At 41.1% G+C, this 22,618-nt stretch carries 24 protein-coding genes and 1 other annotated feature; of the genes, 23 read left to right on the forward strand and 1 reads right to left on the reverse strand.

The window, feature by feature from the left end:
- Nucleotides 1-5 precede the first annotated feature (5 nt).
- The gene (locus tag D8801_RS01065; RefSeq protein WP_125847227.1) at nucleotides 6-992 is read left to right on the forward strand and encodes a PhoH family protein; all 987 of its coding nucleotides are present in this window, start codon (nucleotides 6-8) and stop codon (nucleotides 990-992) included.
- 62 nt (nucleotides 993-1,054) lie between these two features.
- On the opposite strand, the gene ald is transcribed toward D8801_RS01065, so the two are convergent.
- On the reverse strand, nucleotides 1,055-2,167 hold the full coding sequence (ald, locus tag D8801_RS01070) for an alanine dehydrogenase (RefSeq protein WP_125847230.1): 1,113 nt from the start codon (nucleotides 2,165-2,167) through the stop codon (nucleotides 1,055-1,057).
- A gap of 176 nt (nucleotides 2,168-2,343) precedes the next feature.
- Here ald and D8801_RS01080 point away from each other — a divergent pair, with 176 nt between their 5' ends.
- From D8801_RS01080 to D8801_RS01180, 22 genes are all read left to right on the forward strand, one after another.
- Nucleotides 2,344-2,913, forward strand: a complete 570-nt coding sequence (locus tag D8801_RS01080) for a GNAT family N-acetyltransferase (RefSeq protein WP_125847232.1) — start codon at nucleotides 2,344-2,346, stop codon at nucleotides 2,911-2,913.
- 66 nt (nucleotides 2,914-2,979) lie between these two features.
- Nucleotides 2,980-3,630, forward strand: coding sequence for a helix-hairpin-helix domain-containing protein (locus D8801_RS01085; protein ID WP_125847234.1), 651 nt, complete (start codon nucleotides 2,980-2,982; stop codon nucleotides 3,628-3,630).
- Nucleotides 3,614-5,854, forward strand: coding sequence for a DNA internalization-related competence protein ComEC/Rec2 (locus D8801_RS01090; protein ID WP_125847236.1), 2,241 nt, complete (start codon nucleotides 3,614-3,616; stop codon nucleotides 5,852-5,854). The genes D8801_RS01085 and D8801_RS01090 overlap by 17 nt, the downstream gene beginning before the upstream one ends.
- Nucleotides 5,855-6,065: 211 nt before the next feature.
- Complete coding sequence (locus D8801_RS09805) at nucleotides 6,066-6,206, forward strand: hypothetical protein (RefSeq protein ID WP_180364028.1); 141 nt, start codon at nucleotides 6,066-6,068, stop codon at nucleotides 6,204-6,206.
- A gap of 43 nt (nucleotides 6,207-6,249) precedes the next feature.
- On the forward strand, nucleotides 6,250-6,843 hold the full coding sequence (locus tag D8801_RS01095; protein WP_093584946.1) for an ATP-binding cassette domain-containing protein: 594 nt from the start codon (nucleotides 6,250-6,252) through the stop codon (nucleotides 6,841-6,843).
- On the forward strand, nucleotides 6,840-8,024 hold the full coding sequence (locus tag D8801_RS01100; RefSeq protein WP_093584949.1) for a hypothetical protein: 1,185 nt from the start codon (nucleotides 6,840-6,842) through the stop codon (nucleotides 8,022-8,024). The genes D8801_RS01095 and D8801_RS01100 overlap by 4 nt, the downstream gene beginning before the upstream one ends.
- Nucleotides 8,025-8,181: 157 nt before the next feature.
- Nucleotides 8,182-8,313: a sequence feature (ribosomal protein L20 leader region), on the forward strand.
- A gap of 15 nt (nucleotides 8,314-8,328) precedes the next feature.
- The gene (gene infC / locus D8801_RS01105; protein WP_000848184.1) at nucleotides 8,329-8,859 is read left to right on the forward strand and encodes a translation initiation factor IF-3; all 531 of its coding nucleotides are present in this window, start codon (nucleotides 8,329-8,331) and stop codon (nucleotides 8,857-8,859) included.
- Between the two features lie 32 nt (nucleotides 8,860-8,891).
- On the forward strand, nucleotides 8,892-9,092 hold the full coding sequence (rpmI, locus tag D8801_RS01110; protein WP_001125942.1) for a 50S ribosomal protein L35: 201 nt from the start codon (nucleotides 8,892-8,894) through the stop codon (nucleotides 9,090-9,092).
- 51 nt (nucleotides 9,093-9,143) lie between these two features.
- Complete coding sequence (rplT, locus tag D8801_RS01115) at nucleotides 9,144-9,503, forward strand: 50S ribosomal protein L20 (protein WP_000124830.1); 360 nt, start codon at nucleotides 9,144-9,146, stop codon at nucleotides 9,501-9,503.
- Between the two features lie 58 nt (nucleotides 9,504-9,561).
- Nucleotides 9,562-9,942 carry a lactoylglutathione lyase gene (gene gloA, locus D8801_RS01120; protein WP_061416641.1) on the forward strand — a complete coding sequence of 127 codons (381 nt, stop codon included), beginning with the start codon at nucleotides 9,562-9,564 and terminating at the stop codon, nucleotides 9,940-9,942.
- A gap of 247 nt (nucleotides 9,943-10,189) precedes the next feature.
- Complete coding sequence (locus tag D8801_RS01125) at nucleotides 10,190-10,990, forward strand: dihydroorotate dehydrogenase electron transfer subunit (protein ID WP_093584952.1); 801 nt, start codon at nucleotides 10,190-10,192, stop codon at nucleotides 10,988-10,990.
- The gene (locus tag D8801_RS01130; RefSeq protein WP_180364029.1) at nucleotides 10,953-11,939 is read left to right on the forward strand and encodes a dihydroorotate dehydrogenase; all 987 of its coding nucleotides are present in this window, start codon (nucleotides 10,953-10,955) and stop codon (nucleotides 11,937-11,939) included. Before D8801_RS01125 ends, D8801_RS01130 begins: the two co-directional genes overlap by 38 nt.
- Before the next feature lie 131 nt (nucleotides 11,940-12,070).
- On the forward strand, nucleotides 12,071-14,080 hold the full coding sequence (locus tag D8801_RS01135; protein ID WP_093584958.1) for a glucosaminidase domain-containing protein: 2,010 nt from the start codon (nucleotides 12,071-12,073) through the stop codon (nucleotides 14,078-14,080).
- 171 nt (nucleotides 14,081-14,251) lie between these two features.
- Nucleotides 14,252-15,295: a DNA/RNA non-specific endonuclease gene (locus tag D8801_RS01140; protein ID WP_093584962.1), complete on the forward strand. Its 1,044-nt coding sequence runs from the start codon at nucleotides 14,252-14,254 to the stop codon at nucleotides 15,293-15,295.
- Between the two features lie 98 nt (nucleotides 15,296-15,393).
- On the forward strand, nucleotides 15,394-16,320 hold the full coding sequence (locus D8801_RS01145) for an aldo/keto reductase (RefSeq protein ID WP_093584966.1): 927 nt from the start codon (nucleotides 15,394-15,396) through the stop codon (nucleotides 16,318-16,320).
- A gap of 99 nt (nucleotides 16,321-16,419) precedes the next feature.
- Nucleotides 16,420-16,656, forward strand: coding sequence for a DUF2829 domain-containing protein (locus D8801_RS01150; protein ID WP_000141913.1), 237 nt, complete (start codon nucleotides 16,420-16,422; stop codon nucleotides 16,654-16,656).
- Nucleotides 16,649-17,347: a 3-oxoacyl-ACP reductase gene (locus D8801_RS01155; RefSeq protein WP_125847238.1), complete on the forward strand. Its 699-nt coding sequence runs from the start codon at nucleotides 16,649-16,651 to the stop codon at nucleotides 17,345-17,347. The genes D8801_RS01150 and D8801_RS01155 overlap by 8 nt, the downstream gene beginning before the upstream one ends.
- Nucleotides 17,348-17,356: 9 nt before the next feature.
- Nucleotides 17,357-17,836 carry an NUDIX hydrolase gene (locus tag D8801_RS01160; RefSeq protein ID WP_125847240.1) on the forward strand — a complete coding sequence of 160 codons (480 nt, stop codon included), beginning with the start codon at nucleotides 17,357-17,359 and terminating at the stop codon, nucleotides 17,834-17,836.
- A 7-nt stretch (nucleotides 17,837-17,843) separates the two neighbouring features.
- The gene (locus tag D8801_RS01165) at nucleotides 17,844-18,572 is read left to right on the forward strand and encodes a GNAT family N-acetyltransferase (protein WP_125847242.1); all 729 of its coding nucleotides are present in this window, start codon (nucleotides 17,844-17,846) and stop codon (nucleotides 18,570-18,572) included.
- Nucleotides 18,573-18,613: 41 nt separating this feature from the next.
- A complete protein-coding gene (locus D8801_RS01170) occupies nucleotides 18,614-19,462 on the forward strand; it encodes a putative PEP-binding protein (protein WP_125847244.1) in 849 nt (282 codons plus the stop codon).
- Nucleotides 19,459-19,899, forward strand: coding sequence for an ASCH domain-containing protein (locus D8801_RS01175; protein ID WP_125847246.1), 441 nt, complete (start codon nucleotides 19,459-19,461; stop codon nucleotides 19,897-19,899). The genes D8801_RS01170 and D8801_RS01175 overlap by 4 nt, the downstream gene beginning before the upstream one ends.
- A 121-nt stretch (nucleotides 19,900-20,020) precedes the next feature.
- Complete coding sequence (locus D8801_RS01180; RefSeq protein ID WP_125847248.1) at nucleotides 20,021-22,567, forward strand: M1 family metallopeptidase; 2,547 nt, start codon at nucleotides 20,021-20,023, stop codon at nucleotides 22,565-22,567.
- Nucleotides 22,568-22,618 lie beyond the last annotated feature (51 nt).

Raw genomic sequence — 22,618 nt, forward strand, 5'->3', positions numbered from 1 at the left:
TTTATTTGAAGGAACATTCAATAGACATTCAACTGAGTCATCCAGATGACTTGTTTCATCTTTTTGGTTCCAATGAGCGCCATCTTCGTTTGATGGAAGAAGAGCTCGATGTGGTGATTCATGCCCGTACGGAGATTGTGCAGGTTTTGGGTGAAGAGCCTGCCTGTGAGGAAGCCCGTCAGGTTATCCAGGCTTTGATGGTCTTGGTGAATCGGGGGATGACCGTTGGCACGCCAGATGTGGTGACTGCGATTAGCATGGTCAAAAACGATGAAATCGACAAGTTTGTCGCCCTTTACGAAGAAGAAATTATCAAGGACAATACTGGGAAACCGATTCGTGTCAAAACCTTAGGTCAAAAACTTTATGTGGACAGTGTCAAACAGCATGATGTGACCTTTGGAATCGGACCAGCAGGGACAGGGAAGACCTTTCTTGCAGTGACTTTGGCAGTAACTGCTCTTAAACGTGGGCAAGTCAAGCGGATTATCCTTACTCGTCCAGCAGTGGAAGCAGGTGAGAGTCTAGGATTTCTTCCGGGTGATCTTAAGGAGAAGGTCGATCCTTATCTTCGACCAGTTTATGATGCCTTGTATCAGATTCTCGGCAAAGACCAAACGACCCGTCTCATGGAGCGTGAAATTATCGAAATCGCTCCCCTTGCCTACATGCGTGGTCGGACCTTGGATGATGCCTTTGTCATTCTGGATGAGGCGCAAAATACGACCATCATGCAGATGAAGATGTTCTTGACTCGTTTAGGTTTTAATTCTAAGATGATTGTCAATGGAGATATCAGTCAGATTGACCTACCGCGAAATGTCAAGTCTGGTTTGATTGATGCTCAAGAAAAGCTCAAGAACATTCACCAGATCGACTTTGTTCATTTTTCAGCTAAGGATGTGGTTCGCCATCCAGTTGTCGCTCAGATTATCCGAGCCTATGAACCAGCTCCAGTTAAAAATGAAGAGAAGAACGAAGAAACAGAATAGCAAAAAAGAGCAGTTTCATCTGAACTGCTCTTTATCGTATCTGTGTTAACTAGTTAATGTCTTTAGACAAGTTCATCAATCGAAGTGTAATCCTTATCTAGCCCTTGGGCAACTGGAAGACTAGTCAAGTAACCTTGGTAAGTTGTCACTCCTTCACGTAAGCCTTGATCTTCAGTGATTGCTTTTTGGAATCCCTTGTCAGCTAAAGCTTCGATATAAGGAAGGGTGACATTAGTTAGGGCGATGGTTGAAGTACGAGCTACCGCGCCAGGGATGTTGGCAACAGCATAGTGGAGCACCCCATGTTTTTCATAGACGGGCTCATCGTGCGTGGTCACACGGTCAGCTGTCTCGATAACGCCACCTTGGTCAACGGCAACGTCAACGATGACAGAGCCTGGACGCATTTGTTTGACCATCTCATCTGTCACCAGTTTTGGTGCCTTGGCACCAGGGATGAGAACTGCACCAATCACCACATCAGCATCTTTCACGCTTGCTTCGATATTGAATGAATTGGACATAAGAGTTTGGATTTGGTTTCCGAAGACTTCTTCTAGAACTGAGAGACGCTTCGCACTGATATCTAAAATAGTCACTTGAGCACCGAGTCCCAAGGCGATGCGGGCAGCATGTGTACCAACGACACCGCCACCGATGATGGTTACTTTTCCTTTTGGAACACCCGGTACACCACCAAGTAGGACACCAGAGCCGCCAGCTTGTTTGGTAAGGAAGTGAGCACCGATTTGAACTGCCATACGACCGGCAACCTCACTCATTGGAACGAGGAGTGGTAGGTGACCTAGGGAGTCACGGACAGTCTCATAGGCAATTCCTGTTGTTTTTGCTGCTAGCATGGCATCTGCTAACTCTGGAGCAGCAGCCATGTGCAAGTAAGTGAAGAGGAGAAGATCATCTCGCAAATAGCCATATTCAGAAGCTAGTGGTTCTTTTACTTTCACGACTAACTCAGCTGCCCAAGCTTCAGCAGCAGTAGCGACAATCTCAGCACCTTGCTTTTGATAGTCCGCATCAGTAAATCCTGAACCGAGACCAGCATTTGTTTCGATGAGGACATGATGCCCACGGGTGATCAAACTGTGGACGCCAGCAGGAGTGAGGGCAACGCGGTTTTCATTGTTCTTAATTTCTTTTGGAATTCCGATTAACATAGAGATAACCTACCTTTCAATTGACGGTATTGTTTTAGTTGTCACATTCCAGTTCATAAATGAAAAATGTGATGGTTTTATTGTATATGAAACCGCTTCAAAAATCAAGAAAAACTTGTCATCCAAATTTATTTATGCTAGACTAGTGAGAATCAAGCTCTAATGGAGGAAAAAGTATGGAATCAATATTTGTGAAATTTGCTCAGTATCCATCTATAGAAACGAAGCGTTTATTGCTCCGACCTGTAACCTTGGACGATGCAGAAGCCATGTTTGAGTATGCTTCAGATAGAGAAAATACACGCTATACCTTTCCAACAAATCAGAGTCTAGAAGAGACCAAGAACAACATTGCTCAGTTCTACTTGGCTAATCCCTTGGGACGGTGGGGGATAGAACTAAAAAGCAATGGCAAGTTTATCGGAACCATTGACTTGCACAAGATTGACCCCATTCTCAAAAAAGCAGCTATTGGTTACATTATCAACCAAAAGTATTGGAATCAAGGATTGACGACAGAAGCCAATCGTGCCGTGATTGAGCTGGCTTTTGAGAAGATTGGAATGAATAAGTTGACCGCCCTTCACGATAAGGATAATCCCGCATCTGGAAGAGTCATGGAGAAATCAGGTATGCGTTTTTCACATGAAGAACCCTATGCTAGAATGGATAATAAAGAACCAGGGAGAATTGTCACAAGAGTTCATTATGCCTTGACCAAGGAAGACTATTTTGCAAATAAGTGAGCAGTTGAAAAGATTTTTCAGCTGTTTTTTTCTTCCTCTTACGAATAATTTAAGAGAGGAGAAAATATGGAAGCAATTATCGAGAAAATCAAAGAGTATAAAATCATTGTCATTTGTGCTGGTTTAGGTTTGGCCTTAGGCGGATTTTTCCTGCTAAAGCCAACGTCACAAACACCCGTCACGGAAACGAATTTGCAGGCTGAAGTTTCAGCTGTTTCAAAGGATTCATCGTCTGAAAAGGAAGTGAGGAAGGAAGAAAAGGAAGAGTCTCTTGAACAAGATTTAATCACAGTAGATGTCAAGGGTGCTGTTAAATCGCCAGGGATTTATGACTTACCAGTAGGGAGTCGGGTTCACGATGCCGTTCAGAAGGCGGGGGGATTGACAGAAGAAGCAGATAGCAAGTCGATTAATCTAGCTCAGAAAGTCAGTGACGAGGCTCTTGTCTATGTTCCAACTAAGGGAGAAGAAGTAGCTAGTCAGCAGACTGCCTCTGGAACGACTCCTTCGACAAGTAAAGAAAAGAAGGTCAATCTCAATAAAGCTAGTCTGGAAGAACTCAAGCAGGTCAAAGGCTTGGGAGGAAAACGAGCCCAGGATATTATCGATCATCGTGAGGCAAATGGCAAGTTCAAGTCGGTAGATGAATTAAAGAAAGTCTCTGGTATTGGCGCTAAGACCATAGAAAAGCTAAAAGACTATGTTACAGTGGACTAAAAACTTCCCTATTCCTCTAATCTATCTGAGCTTTCTGTTACTCTGGCTTTACTATGCCATTTTTGGAGCGTCCTATCTCGCACTGCTAGGTTTTGTTTTTTTGCTCGTCTGCCTCTTTTTCCAATTTCCTTGGAAATCGGCTGGAAAAGTTCTAGCGATTTGTGGAGTTTTTGGATTTTGGTTTCTGTTTCAAACTTGGCAACAGACACAAGCTAGTCAAAATTTAGTCGGTTATGTTGAAAAGGTGAAGATCTTGCCTGATACCATCAAAGTCAATGGAGATAGTCTGTCCTTTCGGGGAAAGGCTGAAGGTCGCACTTTCCAAGTTTATTATAAACTCCAGTCCGAGGAGGAGAAAGAGCAATTTCAAGCCTTGACAGACCTTCATGACTTGGAATTAGAAGGGAAGCTTTCAGAGCCAGAAGGTCAGAGGAATTTTGGTGGATTTGACTACCAAGTCTATCTAAAGACCCAAGGGATTTACCAGACACTGACTATCAAGAGCATCCAGTCACTTAAAAAGGTTAGCAGTTGGGATATAGGTGAAAATTTATCAAGTTTACGTCGAAAGGCTATTGTTTGGATCAAGACGCACTTTCCAGATCCTATGCGTAATTATATGACGGGCCTTCTGTTAGGACATCTGGACACAGATTTTGAAGAGATGAATGAGCTCTATTCCAGTCTTGGAATTATCCATCTCTTTGCCTTGTCGGGTATGCAGGTGGGCTTCTTTATGGATGCCTTTAAGAAACTCCTCTTGCGTTTGGGCTTGACCCAAGAAAAGTTGAAGTGGCTGACCTATCCCTTTTCCCTTATCTATGCAGGTCTGACAGGATTTTCAGCCTCAGTCATTCGCAGTCTCTTACAAAAGTTACTGGCCCAACATGGTGTTAAGGGTTTGGATAATTTTGCCTTGACGGTCCTTGTCCTCTTTATCATCATGCCTAACTTTTTCTTGACAGCTGGAGGGGTCTTGTCCTGCGCCTACGCTTTTATCTTGACCATGACTAGCAAAGAAGGGGAGGGACTCAAGGCTGTTACCAGAGAAAGTCTGGTTATTTCCTTGGGAATATTACCCATTCTATCCTTTTATTTTGCAGAATTTCAGCCTTGGTCTATCCTTTTGACCTTTGTCTTTTCCTTTCTGTTTGATGTGGTATTCTTACCGCTTTTGTCCATCTTATTCATTCTGTCTTTTGTTTACCCAGTCACTCAGTTTAACTTTGTCTTTGAGTACTTGGAGAACATCATTCGCTTGGTATCACAGCTGGCAAGCAGGCCTCTAGTTTTTGGACAACCCAATGCGTGGCTGTTGATTCTACTGTTAGTTTCATTAGCCTTGGTCTATGACATGAGGAAAAATATCAAAAGACTAGCAGGATTCAGTCTCTTTATTGTGGGGCTCTTTTTCCTGACCAAGCATCCACTTGAAAATGAAATTACCATGCTGGATGTGGGGCAAGGCGAAAGTATTTTCCTACGGGATGTAACTGGTAAAACCATTCTCATAGATGTAGGTGGTAAGGCAGAGTCTACTAAGAAAATCGAGGCTTGGCAAGAAAAGGCGACGACCAGCAATGCCCAGCGAACCGTGATTCCCTATCTTAAAAGTCGCGGAGTAGCCAAGATTGACCAGCTGATTTTGACAAATACGGATAAGGAGCATATTGGCGATTTGCTGGAGGTGACCAAGGCTTTCCATGTTGGGGAGATTTTAGTATCAAGAGGAAGTCTGACACAGAAGGAATTTGTAGCGGAACTAGAAGCAAGTCAAAACAAGGTACGTAGTGTGACAGCTGGGGAGAATTTCCCGATTTTTGGAAGTCAGTTAGAAGTCCTATCCCCAAGGCAGATTGGAGATGGGGATCGTGATGGTTCTCTGGTTCTTTATGGAAAACTCTTGGATAAGCACTTTCTCTTTACTGGAAACTTGAAGGAGAAGGGAGAAAAGGATCTTCTAAAGCAATACCCTACCTTAGAGGTGGATGTCTTAAAAGTCGGTCAACATGGTGCTAAAACCTCATCAAATCCAGCTTTTCTAGAAAAACTCAAACCAGAGATTACTCTCATTTCAGTGGGCAAGAACAATCGTGCGAAACTCCCCCATCAGGAGACCTTGACTCGACTGGAAACTATCAATAGTAAAGTTTATAGAACAGATCAGAACGGAGCTATTCGCTTTAAAGGATGGAATAGTTGGCAAATCGAAAGTGTTCGTTAGGAAGAAAAATGTTATATATTAGTGAAATAAACTGAAAATCTGTTGCATAATACCGAGAAAAACGATATAATGAAAGTGCTTTCAAGAGTAATGATATAAATGCAATGAAAACATGAAAAATCAGAAAAAGTCGTTTTATTAGCTAGTTTGTTCTCTATTGGTCTTTTTCAGTCCAGTGTATCTGCTGTGACAGTCACTAAGAGTTATCGGTATGATTGGAACACTGTTGGGGGATATAGTACCAACTATCACAACCATCAATATGCTTGGATTCCGTCATGGTCTCGTTATGACAGCTACGATGAATATAAAGTTGATTCTGGCTGGAATTACGATCGTTATGAGGTCATAAAATACTATTAATCGTTAAAGAGTTAGAAAAAGGAGGGCTGGATATGATAACTCTTACTCATGTTACCTTAAAAACGCGACAAGTCATCTTGCAAGATGTTGATTTCACCTTTAAAAAAGGTAGGATTTATGGCCTTCTTGCTATCAATGGCTCTGGAAAGACGACACTGTTCCGAGCTATTAGCAAGCTGCTTCCCCTTAGTAGTGGACATATCGCAGCCTCTCCTTCTTTGTTTTATTATGAGAGCGTTGAATGGCTGGATGGAAACTTAAGTGGGATGGACTACCTTCGTCTCATAAAAAACATCTGGAAGTCAGATCTAAACTTGGGGGACGAAATCGCCTATTGGGAAATGTCTGACTATATCAACCTTCCCATCCGCAAGTATTCCTTAGGGATGAAGCAACGCTTGGTGATTGCTATGTATTTCCTTAGTCAGGCGAAATGCTGGCTCATGGATGAGATAACAAATGGCTTAGACGAGTATTATCGACAGAAGTTTTTTGATAGACTGGCACAAATCAATAGAAAAGAACAGCTGGTTCTTTTGAGTTCCCACTACAAAGAGGAGTTAGTGGAGATTTGCGATAGCATGGTAACCATTCATCAGGGGCAGATAGAAGAGGTTCCGTTATGAAAGATATTAGCCTATTTTTATTAAAAAAAGTTTTCAAAAGTCGCTTAAACTGGATTATCTTAGCTTTATTTGTATCTGGACTCGGTGTTACCTTTTATCTTAATAGTCAGACTGCAAACTCCGTCAGCTTGGAGAGCGAGTTGGAAACCCGTCTTGTAAAAAATGAGAGAGTCATCAATGAATATGAAGAGAAACTCTCCCAAATATCTGATACCAACTCGGAGGAATACCAGATTGCTAAAATTAATTTAGAATCGCAAAAAAATCTTTTGACTCAAAAGAAAGAAATTCTGGCTTTGTTAAAAGAAGGACGCTGGAAAGAAGCCTACTATTTGCAGTGGCAAGCTGAGGAAAAGAGTTATGAAATTGTATCGAAGCAACCGACTTCTAGCTCTGACTTTAAAATGGCGGTTGACCGCCAACGGAAGATTTATCAAGCCCTGTATCCCCTGAACATAAAAGCACATACTTTGGAGTTTCCGACCCACGGGATTGATCAGATTGTCTGGATTTTAGAGGTTATCATCCCAACCTTATTTGTGATTGGTATTATTTTTATGCTAACACAACTGTTCGCAGAAAGATATCAAAATAATCTCGATACAGCTCAGTTATATCCTTTTTCAAAAGTGACATTTGCCATGTCCTCTCTTGGAGTTGGGGTGAGTTATGTAACCGTGCTGTTTATCGGAATCTGTGGATTTTCTTTTCTAGTGGGAAGTCTGATAAGTGGTTTTGGACAGTTAGACTATCCCTACCCGTTCTATAGCTTAACCAATCAAGAGGTAACTATTGGGAAGATACAAGATGTGTTATTTCCTAGCTTGCTCTTAGCTTTCTTAGCCTTTATCGTCATTGTGGAAGTCGTCTACTTGATTGCTTACTTTTTCAAGCAAAAAATGCCTGTCCTCTTTCTTTCCCTCATTGGGATTGTTGGCTTGTTGTTTGGTATCCAAACGATCCAGCCTCTTCAAAGGATTGCACATCTGATTCCCTTTACATACTTGCGTTCAGTGGAGATTTTATCTGGAAGATTACCTAAGCAAATTGATAATGTCAATCTAAATTGGAGCATGGGGCTAGTCTTACTTCCTTGCCTGATTATCCTTTTGTTAGCGGGGATTCTATTTATCGAAAGATTGGGAAGTTCACGTAAAAAGGAAGTTTTTAATAGGTCTTAGCGTTTCTATACTGAAGGTGAGGAAAAAACTAACACAGGGAGGGAACCAACTAGGTTCTCTCTTTTTGATGCGGACATCAAGAAGAAAACAGAAAGTTTTTTTTAAAAATAACTTTTTATCTTGACAAGGGATAGAAAACTTGGTATCATATAAAAGTTGAGAAAAGCAGAAGTGAGAGCTTCTCGCCTTGTGACATCAAGTTGCCTGGCCCTACGGATGAAAAGTTTCTAAGAAACGCTATCATAACGTGCGGGCTTGTATTATTACGAGCCCGCTCTTGTTTTTCTCTAATAATAAAAAAGAGGTGAAAACCATAGCAAAGCAAGACTTATTCATCAATGATGAAATTCGTGTACGTGAAGTTCGCTTGATCGGTCTTGAGGGAGAACAGCTAGGCATCAAGCCACTCAGTGAAGCGCAAGCATTGGCTGATAGTGCAAATGTTGACTTAGTATTGATTCAACCCCAAGCCAAACCGCCTGTTGCTAAAATTATGGACTACGGCAAGTTCAAATTTGAGTACCAGAAAAAGCAAAAAGAACAACGTAAAAAACAAAGTGTTGTTACTGTGAAAGAAGTTCGTCTGAGTCCAACTATTGACAAGGGAGACTTTGACACAAAACTTCGCAATGCACGTAAATTCCTTGAAAAAGGAAATAAAGTTAAGGTATCTATTCGCTTTAAAGGGCGTATGATCACCCATAAAGAGATTGGTGCAAAAGTTTTAGCCGAGTTTGCTGAAGCAACACAAGATATTGCGATCATCGAACAACGAGCTAAGATGGATGGACGCCAAATGTTCATGCAGTTGGCGCCAGCAACTGACAAAAAATAATTGTCAGAAAGTTAAATAAAGGAGAAAAAATCATGCCAAAACAAAAAACACACCGCGCATCAGCTAAACGTTTCAAACGTACAGGTTCTGGTGGACTTAAACGTTTCCGTGCTTACACTTCTCACCGTTTCCACGGAAAAACTAAGAAACAACGTCGTCATCTTCGTAAAGCATCTATGGTGCATTCAGGAGATTTCAAACGTATCAAAGCAATGCTTACTCGCTTGAAATAGTAGCCTAACAGTAAGTAAACAATTCTAGGAAATATTTGGAGGAAATAAAACATGGCACGTGTTAAAGGTGGCGTTGTATCACGCAAACGTCGTAAACGTATTCTTAAACTAGCAAAAGGTTACTATGGAGCTAAACACATCTTGTTCCGTACTGCAAAAGAACAAGTAATGAACTCTTACTACTATGCATACCGTGACCGTCGTCAGAAAAAACGTGACTTCCGCAAATTGTGGATCACTCGTATCAACGCGGCAGCTCGTTTGAACGGACTTTCATACTCACAATTGATGCATGGTTTGAAATTGGCTGAAATCGAAGTTAACCGTAAAATGCTTGCTGACTTGGCTGTTAACGATGCAGCAGCTTTCACAGCTCTTGCAGATGCAGCTAAAGCAAAACTTGGTAAATAATTACTTTTAAGACTGGAACAGGATTGTCCCAGTCTTTTTAGAAATAAAGGAGAAAGCTATGGCTTCAAAAATGCTACACACTTGCTTGCGAGTAGAAAACCTTGAAAAATCAATCGCATTTTATCAAGACGCTTTTGGTTTTAAAGAATTACGTCGCAAGGATTTTCCAGATTATGCCTTCACCATTGTCTATCTAGGACTTGATGGTGACGACTACGAGTTGGAATTGACCTATAACTATGACCACGGCCCTTACGTGGTAGGTGATGGCTTTGCCCATATCGCTCTCAGCACACCTGACCTCGAGGCACTTCATCAAGAACATAGCGCCAAAGGCTATGAGGTTACAGAGCCAAAAGGCCTACCAGGAACCCCACCAAACTATTACTTTGTCAAGGATCCTGATGGCTACAAGGTTGAAGTCATTCGTGAAAAATAATCCCGTACAGTCAAGTAGAATGTTCGTTTTCTACTTGACTTTTTTACTTTGAAAGAGTATACTAATACAAATTTAACCTTTAAGGGGAGTCCAGAGAGACTCACAAGGTGTCAGATAAAAGGGATAGGGGGTTCTCTGTGGGGACTTTTTAAGTGTGCGCATGAGTTCTAGCCTAACCCAACTGAGGCCTTGCATTAGCAAGGCCTTTTCTTTATCTGGTCCCCTTAAAATTTAAGGAGGAAAAGTCATGAATCCCACATGTAAGAAGCGTTTGGGTGCCATTCGTTTGGAAACCATGAAGGTGGTCGCACAAGAGGAAATTGCGCCAGCAATCTTTGAATTAGTCCTAGAAGGGGAGATGGTTGAAACCATGCGAGCAGGTCAATTTCTACATCTGCGCGTGCCTGATGATGCCCATCTCTTGCGCCGTCCTATTTCAATTTCGTCTATCAATAAGGATAAGAAGCAGTGTCATCTCATTTATCGGATTGAGGGTGCTGGGACCGCCATTTTTTCAACATTAAGTCAGGGTGATACTCTTGATGTGATGGGGCCTCAGGGAAATGGTTTTGACTTGTCTGACTTGGACGACCAGAACCGAGTTCTCCTCGTTGGTGGTGGGATTGGTGTTCCACCCTTGCTCGAGGTAGCCAAGGAATTGCATGCGCGTGGGGTGAAAGTAGTGACAGTCCTCGGTTTTGCCAACAAGGATGCTGTTATTCTCGAAACCGAATTGTCCCAATATGGTCAGGTCTTTGTAACGACAGATGATGGTTCGTATGGCATCAAGGGAAATGTGTCAGTCGTCATCAATGATTTAGACGGTCAATTTGATGCTGTTTACTCATGTGGGGCTCCGGGAATGATGAAGTACATCAATCAAAGATTTTATGATCATCCAAGAGCCTACCTATCTCTGGAATCTCGTATGGCTTGTGGGATGGGGGCTTGCTATGCCTGCGTCCTAAAAGTTCCAGATAGTGAGACTGTCAGTCAACGCGTCTGTGAAGATGGCCCTGTTTTCCGCACAGGAACAGTTGTATTATAAGGAGAAAGTCATGACTACAAATCGCTTACAAGTTTCTCTACCAGGCTTGGACTTGAAAAATCCTATCATACCAGCATCAGGCTGTTTTGGTTTTGGTCAAGAATATGCCAAGTATTATGATTTAGACCTTTTAGGCTCTATTATGATCAAGGCGACGACACTTGAACCCCGTTTTGGCAATCCTACTCCTAGGGTGGCAGAAACAACTGCTGGTATGCTCAATGCAATCGGCTTGCAAAATCCTGGTTTAGAAGCTGTTTTAGCTGAAAAGTTGCCTTGGTTGGAAAGAGAATACCCAAATCTTCCTATCATCGCAAATGTTGCAGGCTTTTCAAAACAAGAGTACGCTGCTGTTTCTCGAGGAATTTCCAAGGCTACAAATGTAAAAGCTATCGAGCTCAATATCTCTTGTCCGAATGTGGATCACGGCAATCATGGACTTTTGATTGGGCAAGATCCTGACTTGGCTTATGAAGTGGTAAAGGCAGCTGTGGAAGCTTCCCATGTGCCAGTTTATGTCAAGTTAACCCCTAGTGTGACGGATGTTGTCACCATTGCCAAAGCCGCAGAAGATGCAGGAGCAAGTGGCTTAACCATGATCAATACCCTTGTTGGTATGCGCTTTGACCTCAAAACTAGAAAACCAATCCTAGCCAATGGAACAGGTGGAATGTCAGGTCCAGCAGTCTTTCCAGTAGCCCTCAAACTCATCCGCCAAGTCGCCCAAACAACAGGCCTTCCCATCATTGGAATGGGGGGAGTGGATTCGGCTGAAGCAGCCCTAGAAATGTATTTGGCAGGAGCATCTGCTATTGGTGTTGGAACAGCCAATTTTACCAACCCTTATGCTTGTCCTGATATCATCGAACATCTGCCAAAAGTCATGGACAAATATGGCATTAGCAGTTTGGAAGATCTCCGTCGAGAAGTTAAAGCCAGTCTGAGATAAACTAGGTCTTCCTTATCGTCAACAAGACATAGAATCTTCATCAATTTGTAATATTTTCGTTAGTCAACTATGTTACAATAGGTTTTATAAAATAGTAATAGTGTAGATAGTTTTCTACTGAGGAGAATAAAATGAAGAAGATACTACTTGCAAGTACTGTTGTTCTTTCTATGGCAGGATTTGCAAAGACATCTGTACATGCTGAAGAATCTCAGGTTACGAAAAAAACTCAGACCACAGATGTAGTCGAGAAAAAAGAGGAAGCTGCTCCCAAGAAAGAAGTTCCTAAAGTCGAGGCGAAGAAAGAGCCAGCTGTAAAAGAGGAAAATCCTTCCAAAAAGGAAAAAAAAGAGGAAGTTATTAAGGAAGGTTGGAAAAAAGAGCAAGGAAACTGGCGTTTTTATGAAAATAACCAGCCTGTCGTAAACTGGAAAAAAATTAGTGGTACTTGGTATTACTTTGACAAAAACGGTATTATGCTCAGCAATACTATAGTTGATGGTTACCTTATCAAAGGTAACGGTACTATGGCAGAAAATGTTTGGGTGAAAATATCTGACAAGTGGTACTATGCTACAGCTTCGGGAAAGATTTCTCGCGACAAATGGGAAAATATTGAAGGTAGCTGGTACTATTTTGATAAAAACGGAATCATGCTTAGTCGCACCATCTATAATGACTATCTCTTCCAAGGTAGTGGCGCAATGGCAGAAAATGATTGGGTAAAAATATCTGACAAGTGGTACTATGCAACAGCTTCGGGCAAGATTTCTCGCAATAAGTGGGAAAAGATTGAAGGTTCTTGGTATTACTTTGATAAAGATGGTGTCATGCTTAGTCGCACCATCTATAATGACTATCTCTTCCAAGGTAGTGGCGCAATGGCAGAAAATGATTGGGTAAAAATATCTGACAAGTGGTACTATGCAACAGCTTCGGGCAAGATTTCTCGCAATAAATGGGAAAAAATCAAAGGAACATGGTACTATTTTAATAGCGATGGTGTGATGGCAAGTAGCCAGTGGAAAAGTGACTACTTTCTGAAAGATAGTGGCGCTATGGCGGAAAAAGAGTGGATTTTTGATAAATCCTACAATAGCTGGTTCTACTTGAAGTCAGGTGGGGCCTACGCTTCCCGTGAATGGATTGGCTCATACTACCTTAAATCTGGTGGCTATATGGCCAAAAATGAATGGATTTTTGACAAAGATTACGATGCTTGGTACTATCTAAAAGATGATGGTCGATATGTAACAGGTACTTTTAAGATCAAAGGTAAAGAGTATTCCTTTCAGAATAATGGGAAGTGGATCTCAGAGGCAAAATATTACAAAGTAAAACCGATTACTGCTTATGTTTATAGTGCTTCTGGTGAAAGATTGAGTTATGTATCACAGGGAACCATCGTCTCGCTTGGAGATGCCCAATCTAAAAAAGATAGTCAAATACCAGTCAATATTTCTGGTTTATCCGGCTTCATGAATAAAAGTGATTTAGTAGCTATTGATAAAGATAGTGAATTTGTCCCTCATTATACAAGTGATGGCAAGTATTTTTACCATGAGTTATCACCTTATGTAAGTCTCCGTGTTGCGCCACATAGCTCAGCTATGACTATTGGTAAGAAATATTATTCAACTGATGGAATTCATTTTGATGGTTTCACCATTGAAAATCCCTTCCTCTTTAGAAATTTAACTAAACCAAGTAATTACAGCGCAGCTGAATTGGATAAAATTTATTCTTTGATGAATATTCGGGATAGTCGCCTCGCTGGTAAGGGAGCTGTTTTTAAGGAAGCTGAGGAACGATATGGTGTAAATGCTCTTTACCTAATGGCTCATAGTGCACTTGAGAGTGCTTGGGGGCGGAGCCAGATTGCCAAGGATAAGAATAACTTCTTTGGAATTGCGGCTTATGATTCGAGCCCATATGCCTCAGCCAAAAAATTTGACGATGTGGACAAGGGAATTCTCGGAGCGGCCAAGTGGATTCGTGAAAATTACATTGACTATGGCAGAGACCACCTTGGAAACAAAGCGACAGGAATGAATGTTCGCTATGCTTCTGATCCATACTGGGGTGAGAAAATAGCCAGCATCATGATGACCATTAACAGCAAACTTGGTGGGAAAGACTAATCAAAAGAAATCAACGGTAACTACTGAAAAGTGGTTATCGTTTTTGTTTTGGACATTGGAAGAAAAATAGTATAATAACGGCCTCTTTATTCTTGAATAATTAACAAAATGATAGTAGAATGAAAGAGGAGATGTTAATCTAATTACTATATGAAAACAAAGGAGACTTTCATGAAAAAGTTACTATCCTTCTCAATTGCCTTGCTTTCGATTACAACACTAGTTGCATGTTCTGGACATAAGGTAGAATCAAAGGTTCCAGAAGAAAAAATTGAACAGAAGCAAATTAAGTTCGATGAAAAGTTATTTAAAGAAGCTGGACTCTTGCCTTTTAAAAATGAAAAGCAACTAGAACTTGGGGAATTGGATTCTAAATCACGCGCGACGGGTGCTCATATTCAACTCAAGGACAGCGATGAACCAACTGAGAAGAGAGAGCCTAAGATAAGTTATAACCCAGTTGGTTGGCACAATTATAATTTTTATTATGGAGATGGCTCTAAAAAGGCTTGGTTGATGAATCGTGGTCATTTGATTGGGTACCAGTTTAGCGGATTGAACGATGAAAAGAAAAACTTGGTTCCTATGACTAACTGGCTCAATGCTGGTACATATTATGGTACAGATAACACAAATCAAGAAAGCATGCTTTATTACGAAAATCGATTGGACTCTTGGTTGGCCAATCATCCGAACTACTATCTTGACTACAAGGTGACCCCAATCTATCAGAAAGATGAATTGATTCCGAGACAAATTGAATTGCAGTATGTGGGAATTGATGAAAATGGCAAACTCTTGGAAATCAAGTTGGGTGGTAGTAAGGAAAAGATTGATCAGTATTCTGTGACGCATGTCGTTTTAGACAATGTTTCAGCTAATGCGGAAATCAATTACTTGGACGGTACGGCTAAAAATACAGTTGAAAACAAAGAAGAAAAAGCTAAAAAAGAAGCTGAAGAAAAGGCCAAGAAGGAAGCTGAGGAAAAAGCCAAGAAAGAGGCTGAAGAAAAAGAAGCAGCTGAAAAGAAAGCAAAAGAAGAAGAACAGGAAAAAGCACGTCAGGCCGCACAAGAAAAGGAAGAAAGCCAAGAATCAAACTCGCAATCAACTAATTCAGGTGGCTACTTTAGAGATAAAAACGGAAGATGGCACAGACCAAATGGTAAATTTGCTTCTAAGAAAGAAATTAGAGAAGCGGGATTGCAGTGGTAGGAAGAATTTAGTAGATATACAGTCAAAAAGCCGTTGGAAAACGGTTTTTTGTTATAATTAATTAAATGAAGAATTTAGCATTAAAGGAGAAAAACTTGATGAGATACATAACTCTTGGTCAAGATGACAAAGAATTATCAGAAATTGTTCTCGGAATGATGAGAATAAAAGATAAGTCTGTAAAAGAAGTTGAAGAGCTTGTAGAAACAGCACTTTCTGTTGGAATCAATGCTTTTGACTTGGCTGATATTTATGGTCGTGGTCGTTGTGAAGAACTGTTAGGTATTGTCCTAAAAAATCGTTCAGATTTAAGAGAAAAGATGTGGATTCAGTCCAAATGTGGCATTCGCATTGAAGAATTTACCTATTTTGATTTTTCTAAGGACTATATTATAAAATCAGTTGACGGAATTTTGCAAAGATTGAAGATTGATCATCTAGATAGCTTGCTTCTTCATCGACCAGATGCTTTGATGGAATCTGACCAAGTAGCAGAAGCCTTTGATCTTCTTTATAAACAAGGTAAGGTCCGAGATTTTGGAGTTTCTAATCAAAATCCTATGATGATGGAGTTGCTTAAAAAAGATGTCAAGCAGCCGTTAGCTGTTAATCAACTACAATTGAGTGCGGCTTTTACTCCAGGATTCGAATCAGGTTTTCATGTTAATATGGAAGATAGTCAAGCAACTATGCGAGATGGCAGCGTTTTTGAATATTGCAAATTACACGATGTGGTCATTCAAGCATGGTCTGTCTTACAATTCGGGTATTTTAAAGGGAACTTTGTTGGTAATGAGAAATTTCAAGCTTTGAATCAAGTACTTGATCGTCTAGCTTTTAAATATGGAGTAACCCCTTCAACTATTGCCATTTCTTGGATATTGCGTTATCCAGCAAAAATGCAGGCAGTCGTAGGTACAACAAATCCTAAGCATTTGAGAGAAGTTAGCCAAGCGGCAAACTTTAGCTTAACAAGAAAAGAATGGTATGAAATTTATCTTGCAGCAGGGAATAATTTGCCGTAAGTAGAAGCAGATTTAAATAAATCACAGTCAAAAAGCCGTTGTAAAGCGGTTTTTTTGTTATAATGAAGGGGAGAATTATTGATATTAAAGGAGAAAAACATGACTTTTGAAGAAATCCTGCCTGGCTTAAAGGCTAAGAAAAAATATGTACGTACTGGTTGGGGAGGGGCTGAAAACTATGTCCAACTTTTTGATACCATTGAGCAAAATGGTGTAGCTCTTGAGGTGACGCCCTATTTCCTAATCAATGTGTCTGGAGAAGGGGAAGGCTTTTCCATGTGGAGTCCGACACCTTGTGATGTTTTGGCGACGGATTGGGTAGAAGTGCATGACTAGACGCGTTTTAATCACGGGAGTGAGTTCAGGTATTGGACTAGCTCAAGCTCGCCTCTTTTTAGAGAATGGCTATCAAGTTTATGGTGTGGATCAAGGAGAAAAGCCAGATTTAGATGGTGGTTTCCACTTTTTACAGAGAGATTTAACTCTTGATTTAGAGCCAGTTTTTGACTGGTGTCTTCAGGTGGATGTTTTGTGCAATACTGCTGGAGTTTTGGATGATTACAAACCCCTTTTGGAACAATCAGTCCAGGAAATTCAAGAGATTTTTGAAATCAATTACGTGACTCCAGTTGAGCTGACTCGACATTATTTGACACAAATGCTGGAAAGTAAAAAGGGAATCATAATCAATATGTGTTCTATTGCTTCAAATCTAGCAGGAGGTGGTGGTCACGCCTATACTTCCTCTAAGCATGCCTTGGCTGGATTTACCAAGCAGTTGGCTCTAGACTATGCTGAAGCTGGGATTCGGGTCTTTGGGATTGCTCCCGGAGCAGTCAAGACAGGTATGACTACTGCGGACTTCGAACCCGGTGGCTTAGCAGACTGGGTAGCTAGTGAAACTCCTATCAAGCGCTGGATCGAGCCAGAGGAAGTAGCAGAGCTTAGCCTTTTCTTAGCAAGTGGAAAAGCAAGTGCCATGCAAGGACAAATCATTACAATAGATGGTGGTTGGAGTTTGAAGTAGGGGGATCTGATGGAAATCAAAAATCACTTTGGTGTCTATGGCGTTTGCTTTGAAAATGGGAAGTTACTCTGCATTGAGAAAACGAGAGGTCCTTATCGACATCGTTTTGATCTACCTGGTGGTAGTCAGGAAGTAGGTGAAGGGCTGACAGAAACCCTTAAGAGAGAAGTTCTGGAAGAGACAGGATATAAGCTTAAAGGTTACGCTAATCCTAGGATTTATGATGTGCTGGTTCAAGAAGATGGGCAAGACTTTGCAGTACATCATATCATGGCCTTTTATGATATAGTACTCGATTTTGAACACTCTCAAAATTCAATTTCTCAGGAGGTTCTTGATGGAAGTAATGATTCAGCAAATGTACTTTGGTTGAATTTGGAAGAAATTACTACAGAAAATGCTTCTCCTTTAGTGTTGCAGGTTAAGGCAGAGTTACTAGGATTTCCAGAATTAGATATGACAAGCTATAGAAATTGGAAGGTGAAGTAGGGGGATAATGGAACTATTTAAAACATGGAAGAAAAATATGGTTCTCTATGGTCTTAAATCTCAAATCGGAACTGTCTACCGAAATAGTGATAGGACAACAAGCTTTTATGATGTTGGGAATTTTCTATACCTAGCAGGGGAGTTGGATTCCAGGTTTTGGGAAGATTTTGTTAGAAAATATGGTTTAGATTATAAGATTATTATTTCAGAAAATACCAATTGGCAAGATTTTCTGCATCGGAAAGTAGGGCTAAATTCTTTTACTCGCTATTCTTTTAAAGATAAGGCAAATTTTCAAGTTGAATTTCTAAATGATCTAGTTACTCATTTAGAGGAAGGTTACAATCTTGTGCCTATTGATAATCATATTTATAACTGCTTTTCTGAGGAAGAATGGTCACAAGATTTACAGGGGGATTTTGAGTCCTATCAGGATTTTGTTTTAAAAGGTGGATTTGGCTTTGTGATTCTTAAAAATAATGAACTGATTGCTGGGATTTCCTCAGGGTTAGTTTACCGTGGAGCAGTTGAAGTGGAAGTTGCAACTAGACCAAACGAACAAGGGAATGGATTTGCTAAAAACCTTGGTGCTGCAATGATTCTAGAGAGTTTAAATAGAGATATGTTTCCACTTTGGGATGCTCATAACGAGGCTTCCAAAAAAGTAGCAGAATTTTTAGGATATGAGTTAGTTGAACCTTATGAAGCTTTTGAACTAGAGGAAAGTTTCATATAATGATATTTGATATTGTATCTTTTAAGACGAGGTGAATGGCTATGAAAAACCAGTTAGCCCTTAGTGGCGAGAAAATCGCTGAAAAAGTTTACCCACAACTATTTCACCATGTTGGTATGATTCGTGGGGAATACTTGTTGAGAGAGCTCAATCAAAACATACTATTACCAAGTTGTCAGCAATTTGTGAAAGATTATCTGAACTCTATTTGCTCCTTGTACTCAGACGATGAGGTCTGGTATCGTTTTTCAGAATTAACGAATATAGAAGCAAATTTTTTAGAGGGGACTAAAGAGCATTTTGATGAAAATCATCCCTTGTTTGGTTATAGAGGAACTAGGCGCTTGCTGGCGTGTCCGGATGAATTTCAGGCTGAAGTACATGTCGTTACAGAAGTTTATCAAACAAATCCCAATCTGTCTGTTATCTTTCCTTTTGTCAATGATGCTGAGCAGTTAAAGCAAGCTATTAGAGTATTGCGTCAGCAGGGTTTTACTGGGAAAATTGCCACGATGATTGAATTGCCGTCAGCTTATTTTGACTTGGATAGAATAATAGAAACGGGTATTTCAAAGATTATAGTTGGAATGAATGATTTAACTTCTTTTGTTTTTGCGACTGTGAGAAATAGTCAATGGCATGATATGGAAAGTCCAATAATGTTAGATATGCTAAGACAGATGCTGGATAAAGCAAGTATGAAAAAGATTGACTTTGCTGTAGCAGGCTATCTGAATGCTTCTTTCATACAAAAAATGAATCAGATGGGTATCAAATGCCTTATCCACTACAGTTCTATTCCAGAGATTTTTGATTTAGAGATTGACCATCCAGACCACCTCAAAAGTATAAAAGAAGTAAGTAAAAAATTACAAAGGAGCAACCCATGACACCGCAAGAAATGTGGAATGCGTATAAGCAAATTAACCCCTCTATCGGAGATGAGATAGATGCCTGGGCTTTTGGAGTGGAAGCAGATACCTTGGCAGATTTGGTTTTAAAAGGCGAAAAGACAGCAACTGCCTCAGCCTATGACCTCTATGCACTAGAAGCCGAACCTCTTCCGCGAGAAGGTACCTTTGACGTCATTTTAGACAGTCAAGATCAGGCTGTCTGCATTGTCGAAATTACAAAGGTTTCTGTTCAGCCTTTCAATCAAGTTTCTGCTGACCATGCCTACAAGGAAGGGGAGGGGGACAAATCTTTGACCTATTGGCGTCAGGTTCATGAGGACTTTTTCACCGAGTGGATGAGGGAAGCCGGACTGACTTTTTCCCCTGACAGCAAGGTTGTTTTAGAAGAATTTTGCAAGGTCTACCCACTCTAGGCTGCAGAAGGAAGAAAGTTTTGGAAATTACCGTCCAATCCTTTTTTCTTAAGCAAAACATGATATAATAAGTTTGTTTGAAGAAGAGTAGCAGCTCTTAAACTTAGAATAGGAGAAAACTATGCAAGCAGTTGAACATTTTATTACGCAATTTGTTCCTGAACACTATGATTTATTTTTAGACTTGAGTCGTGAGACCAAAACGTTTTCTGGTAAGGTGACCATTACTGGTCAAGCACAGAGTGACCGTATTTCCCTTCACCAAAAAGACTTGGAAATCACTTCTGTAGAAGTCGCGGGTCGGGCTCGTCCATTTACAGTTGATCATGACAATGAAGCACTTCATATCGAATTAGCTGAGGCTGGTCAAGTTGAATTAGTCATTGCTTTTTCAGGAAAAATCACAGACAACATGACAGGGATTTACCCTTCTTACTACACAGTAGATGGTGTCAAGAAGGAAGTCTTGTCTACTCAGTTTGAGAGCCATTTTGCGCGTGAAGCCTTTCCGTGTGTAGATGAGCCAGAAGCCAAAGCAACCTTTGATCTCGCTCTTCGTTTTGATCAGGCAGAAGGTGAGTTGGCCTTGTCAAACATGCCTGAAATTGATGTTGAAAACCGCAAGGAAACAGGTATCTGGAAGTTTGCGACAACACCTCGTATGTCTTCCTACTTGTTGGCTTTTGTTGCTGGTGACTTGCAAGGGGTGACCGCTAAAACTAAAAATGGTACCCTCGTAGGAGTATACTCAACCAAAGCACATCCACTTTCTAACCTTGATTTCTCATTGGACATCGCCGTTCGCTCGATTGAGTTCTACGAAGATTACTACGGAGTTAAATATCCAATTCCTCAATCACTCCACATCGCCCTTCCTGACTTCTCAGCTGGTGCCATGGAAAACTGGGGTCTGGTAACCTACCGTGAAGTTTACTTGGTTGTGGATGAGAACTCGACCTTTGCCAGCCGTCAACAGGTAGCCCTTGTCATCGCACACGAGCTTGCCCATCAATGGTTTGGTAACCTCGTTACTATGAAATGGTGGGATGACCTCTGGCTCAATGAAAGCTTCGCTAACATGATGGAATACGTCTGTGTCGATGCCATCGAGCCAAGTTGGAATATCTTTGAAGACTTCCAAACAGGTGGTGTGCCGGGAGCACTTAAACGTGATGCGACTGATGGCGTTCAGTCTGTCCACGTCGAAGTCAAACACCCAGATGAAATCAATACCCTCTTTGACGGAGCTATCGTCTATGCCAAAGGAAGCCGTCTCATGCACATGCTTCGTCGTTGGCTAGGTGATGCTGATTTTGCTAAAGGTTTGCATGCTTACTTTGAAAAGCACCAATATGGAAATACCATTGGTCGTGATCTATGGAATGCTCTCGGACAAGCGTCAGGACGTGATGTTGCAGCCTTCATGGACTCTTGGTTGGAACAGCCTGGTTATCCAGTTCTCACTGTCAAAGTTGAAAATGATGTCTTGAAGATTTCACAAAAACAATTCTTTATCGGTGAGCACGAAGACAAGAACCGTCTCTGGGTGGTGCCACTGAACAGCAACTGGAAAGGTTTGCCAGATACACTCGAAACTGAAAGTATTGAAATCCCTGGCTACGCAGCTCTTCTTGCTGAAAATAAAGGAGCCCTTCGTCTCAACACTGAAAATACAGCCCACTACATTACCGACTATCAAGGAGACTTGTTAGAAGCTGTTCTTGCTGAGCTAGAGACACTTGATAACACAAGCAAACTGCAAATCGTTCAAGAACGTCGTTTGTTGGCTGAAGCAGGGCACATTTCTTATGCTGACTTGCTCCCAGTCCTTGATAAACTTGCTAAGGAAGAGTCTTACCTTGTCGTTTCAGCTGTTTCTCAAGTTATTTCTGCCCTTGAGCGCTTTATCGATGAAGGAACAGAAACTGAGAAAGCCTTTAACTGTCTGGTTGCTAAATTGGCTCGTCACAACTATGATCGTCTTGGTTTTAAAGCCAAAGATGGTGAATCAGATGAGGATGAATTGGTTCGTCAGTTAACTATTTCCATGATGGTTCGCTCCAATGATGCAGGAGCTAGTCAAGTCGCTAGCCAAATCTTTGCAGCTCACAAGGAAAATCTTGCAGGACTTCCAGCAGCCATCCGTGCACAAGTTCTCATCAATGAAATGAAACACCATGAGACCAAGGACTTGGTCGCAACTTATCTGGACCTCTACACTCATGCGACAGATGCTGTTTTCAAACGCCAGTTGGCAGGAGCTCTAGCATACAGTACAGATGCTGACAATATCCAAACCTTGATTCGTTCATGGAAGGATAAGTTTGTTGTGAAACCACAAGACTTGTCTGCTTGGTATTACCAGTTCCTAGATCATCAAACAACTCAAGAAACTGTTTGGGTCTGGGCGCGTGAAAACTGGGATTGGATCAAGGCAGCTCTTGGAGGAGATATGAGCTTTGATAGCTTTGTTATCCTACCTGCCCATGTATTTAAGACAGAGCAACGCTTGGCAGAGTACAAGGAATTCTTTGAGCCACAGCTCTCTGACCTTGCTCTTAGCCGTAACATTCGCATGGGGATCAAGGATATCGCAGCGCGTGTTGACTTGATTAAGCGTGAGAAAGCAGCAGTAGAAGCTGTTGTAGCACAATATGCTAAAGCTTAATTCGTTCGAAATGTAAATAAAAACTCAACTTTCTATCTGAAAACAAGAGAG

The sequence above is a fragment of the Streptococcus oralis genome (assembly GCF_003943415.1).
Taxonomy (GTDB): domain Bacteria; phylum Bacillota; class Bacilli; order Lactobacillales; family Streptococcaceae; genus Streptococcus; species Streptococcus oralis_BJ.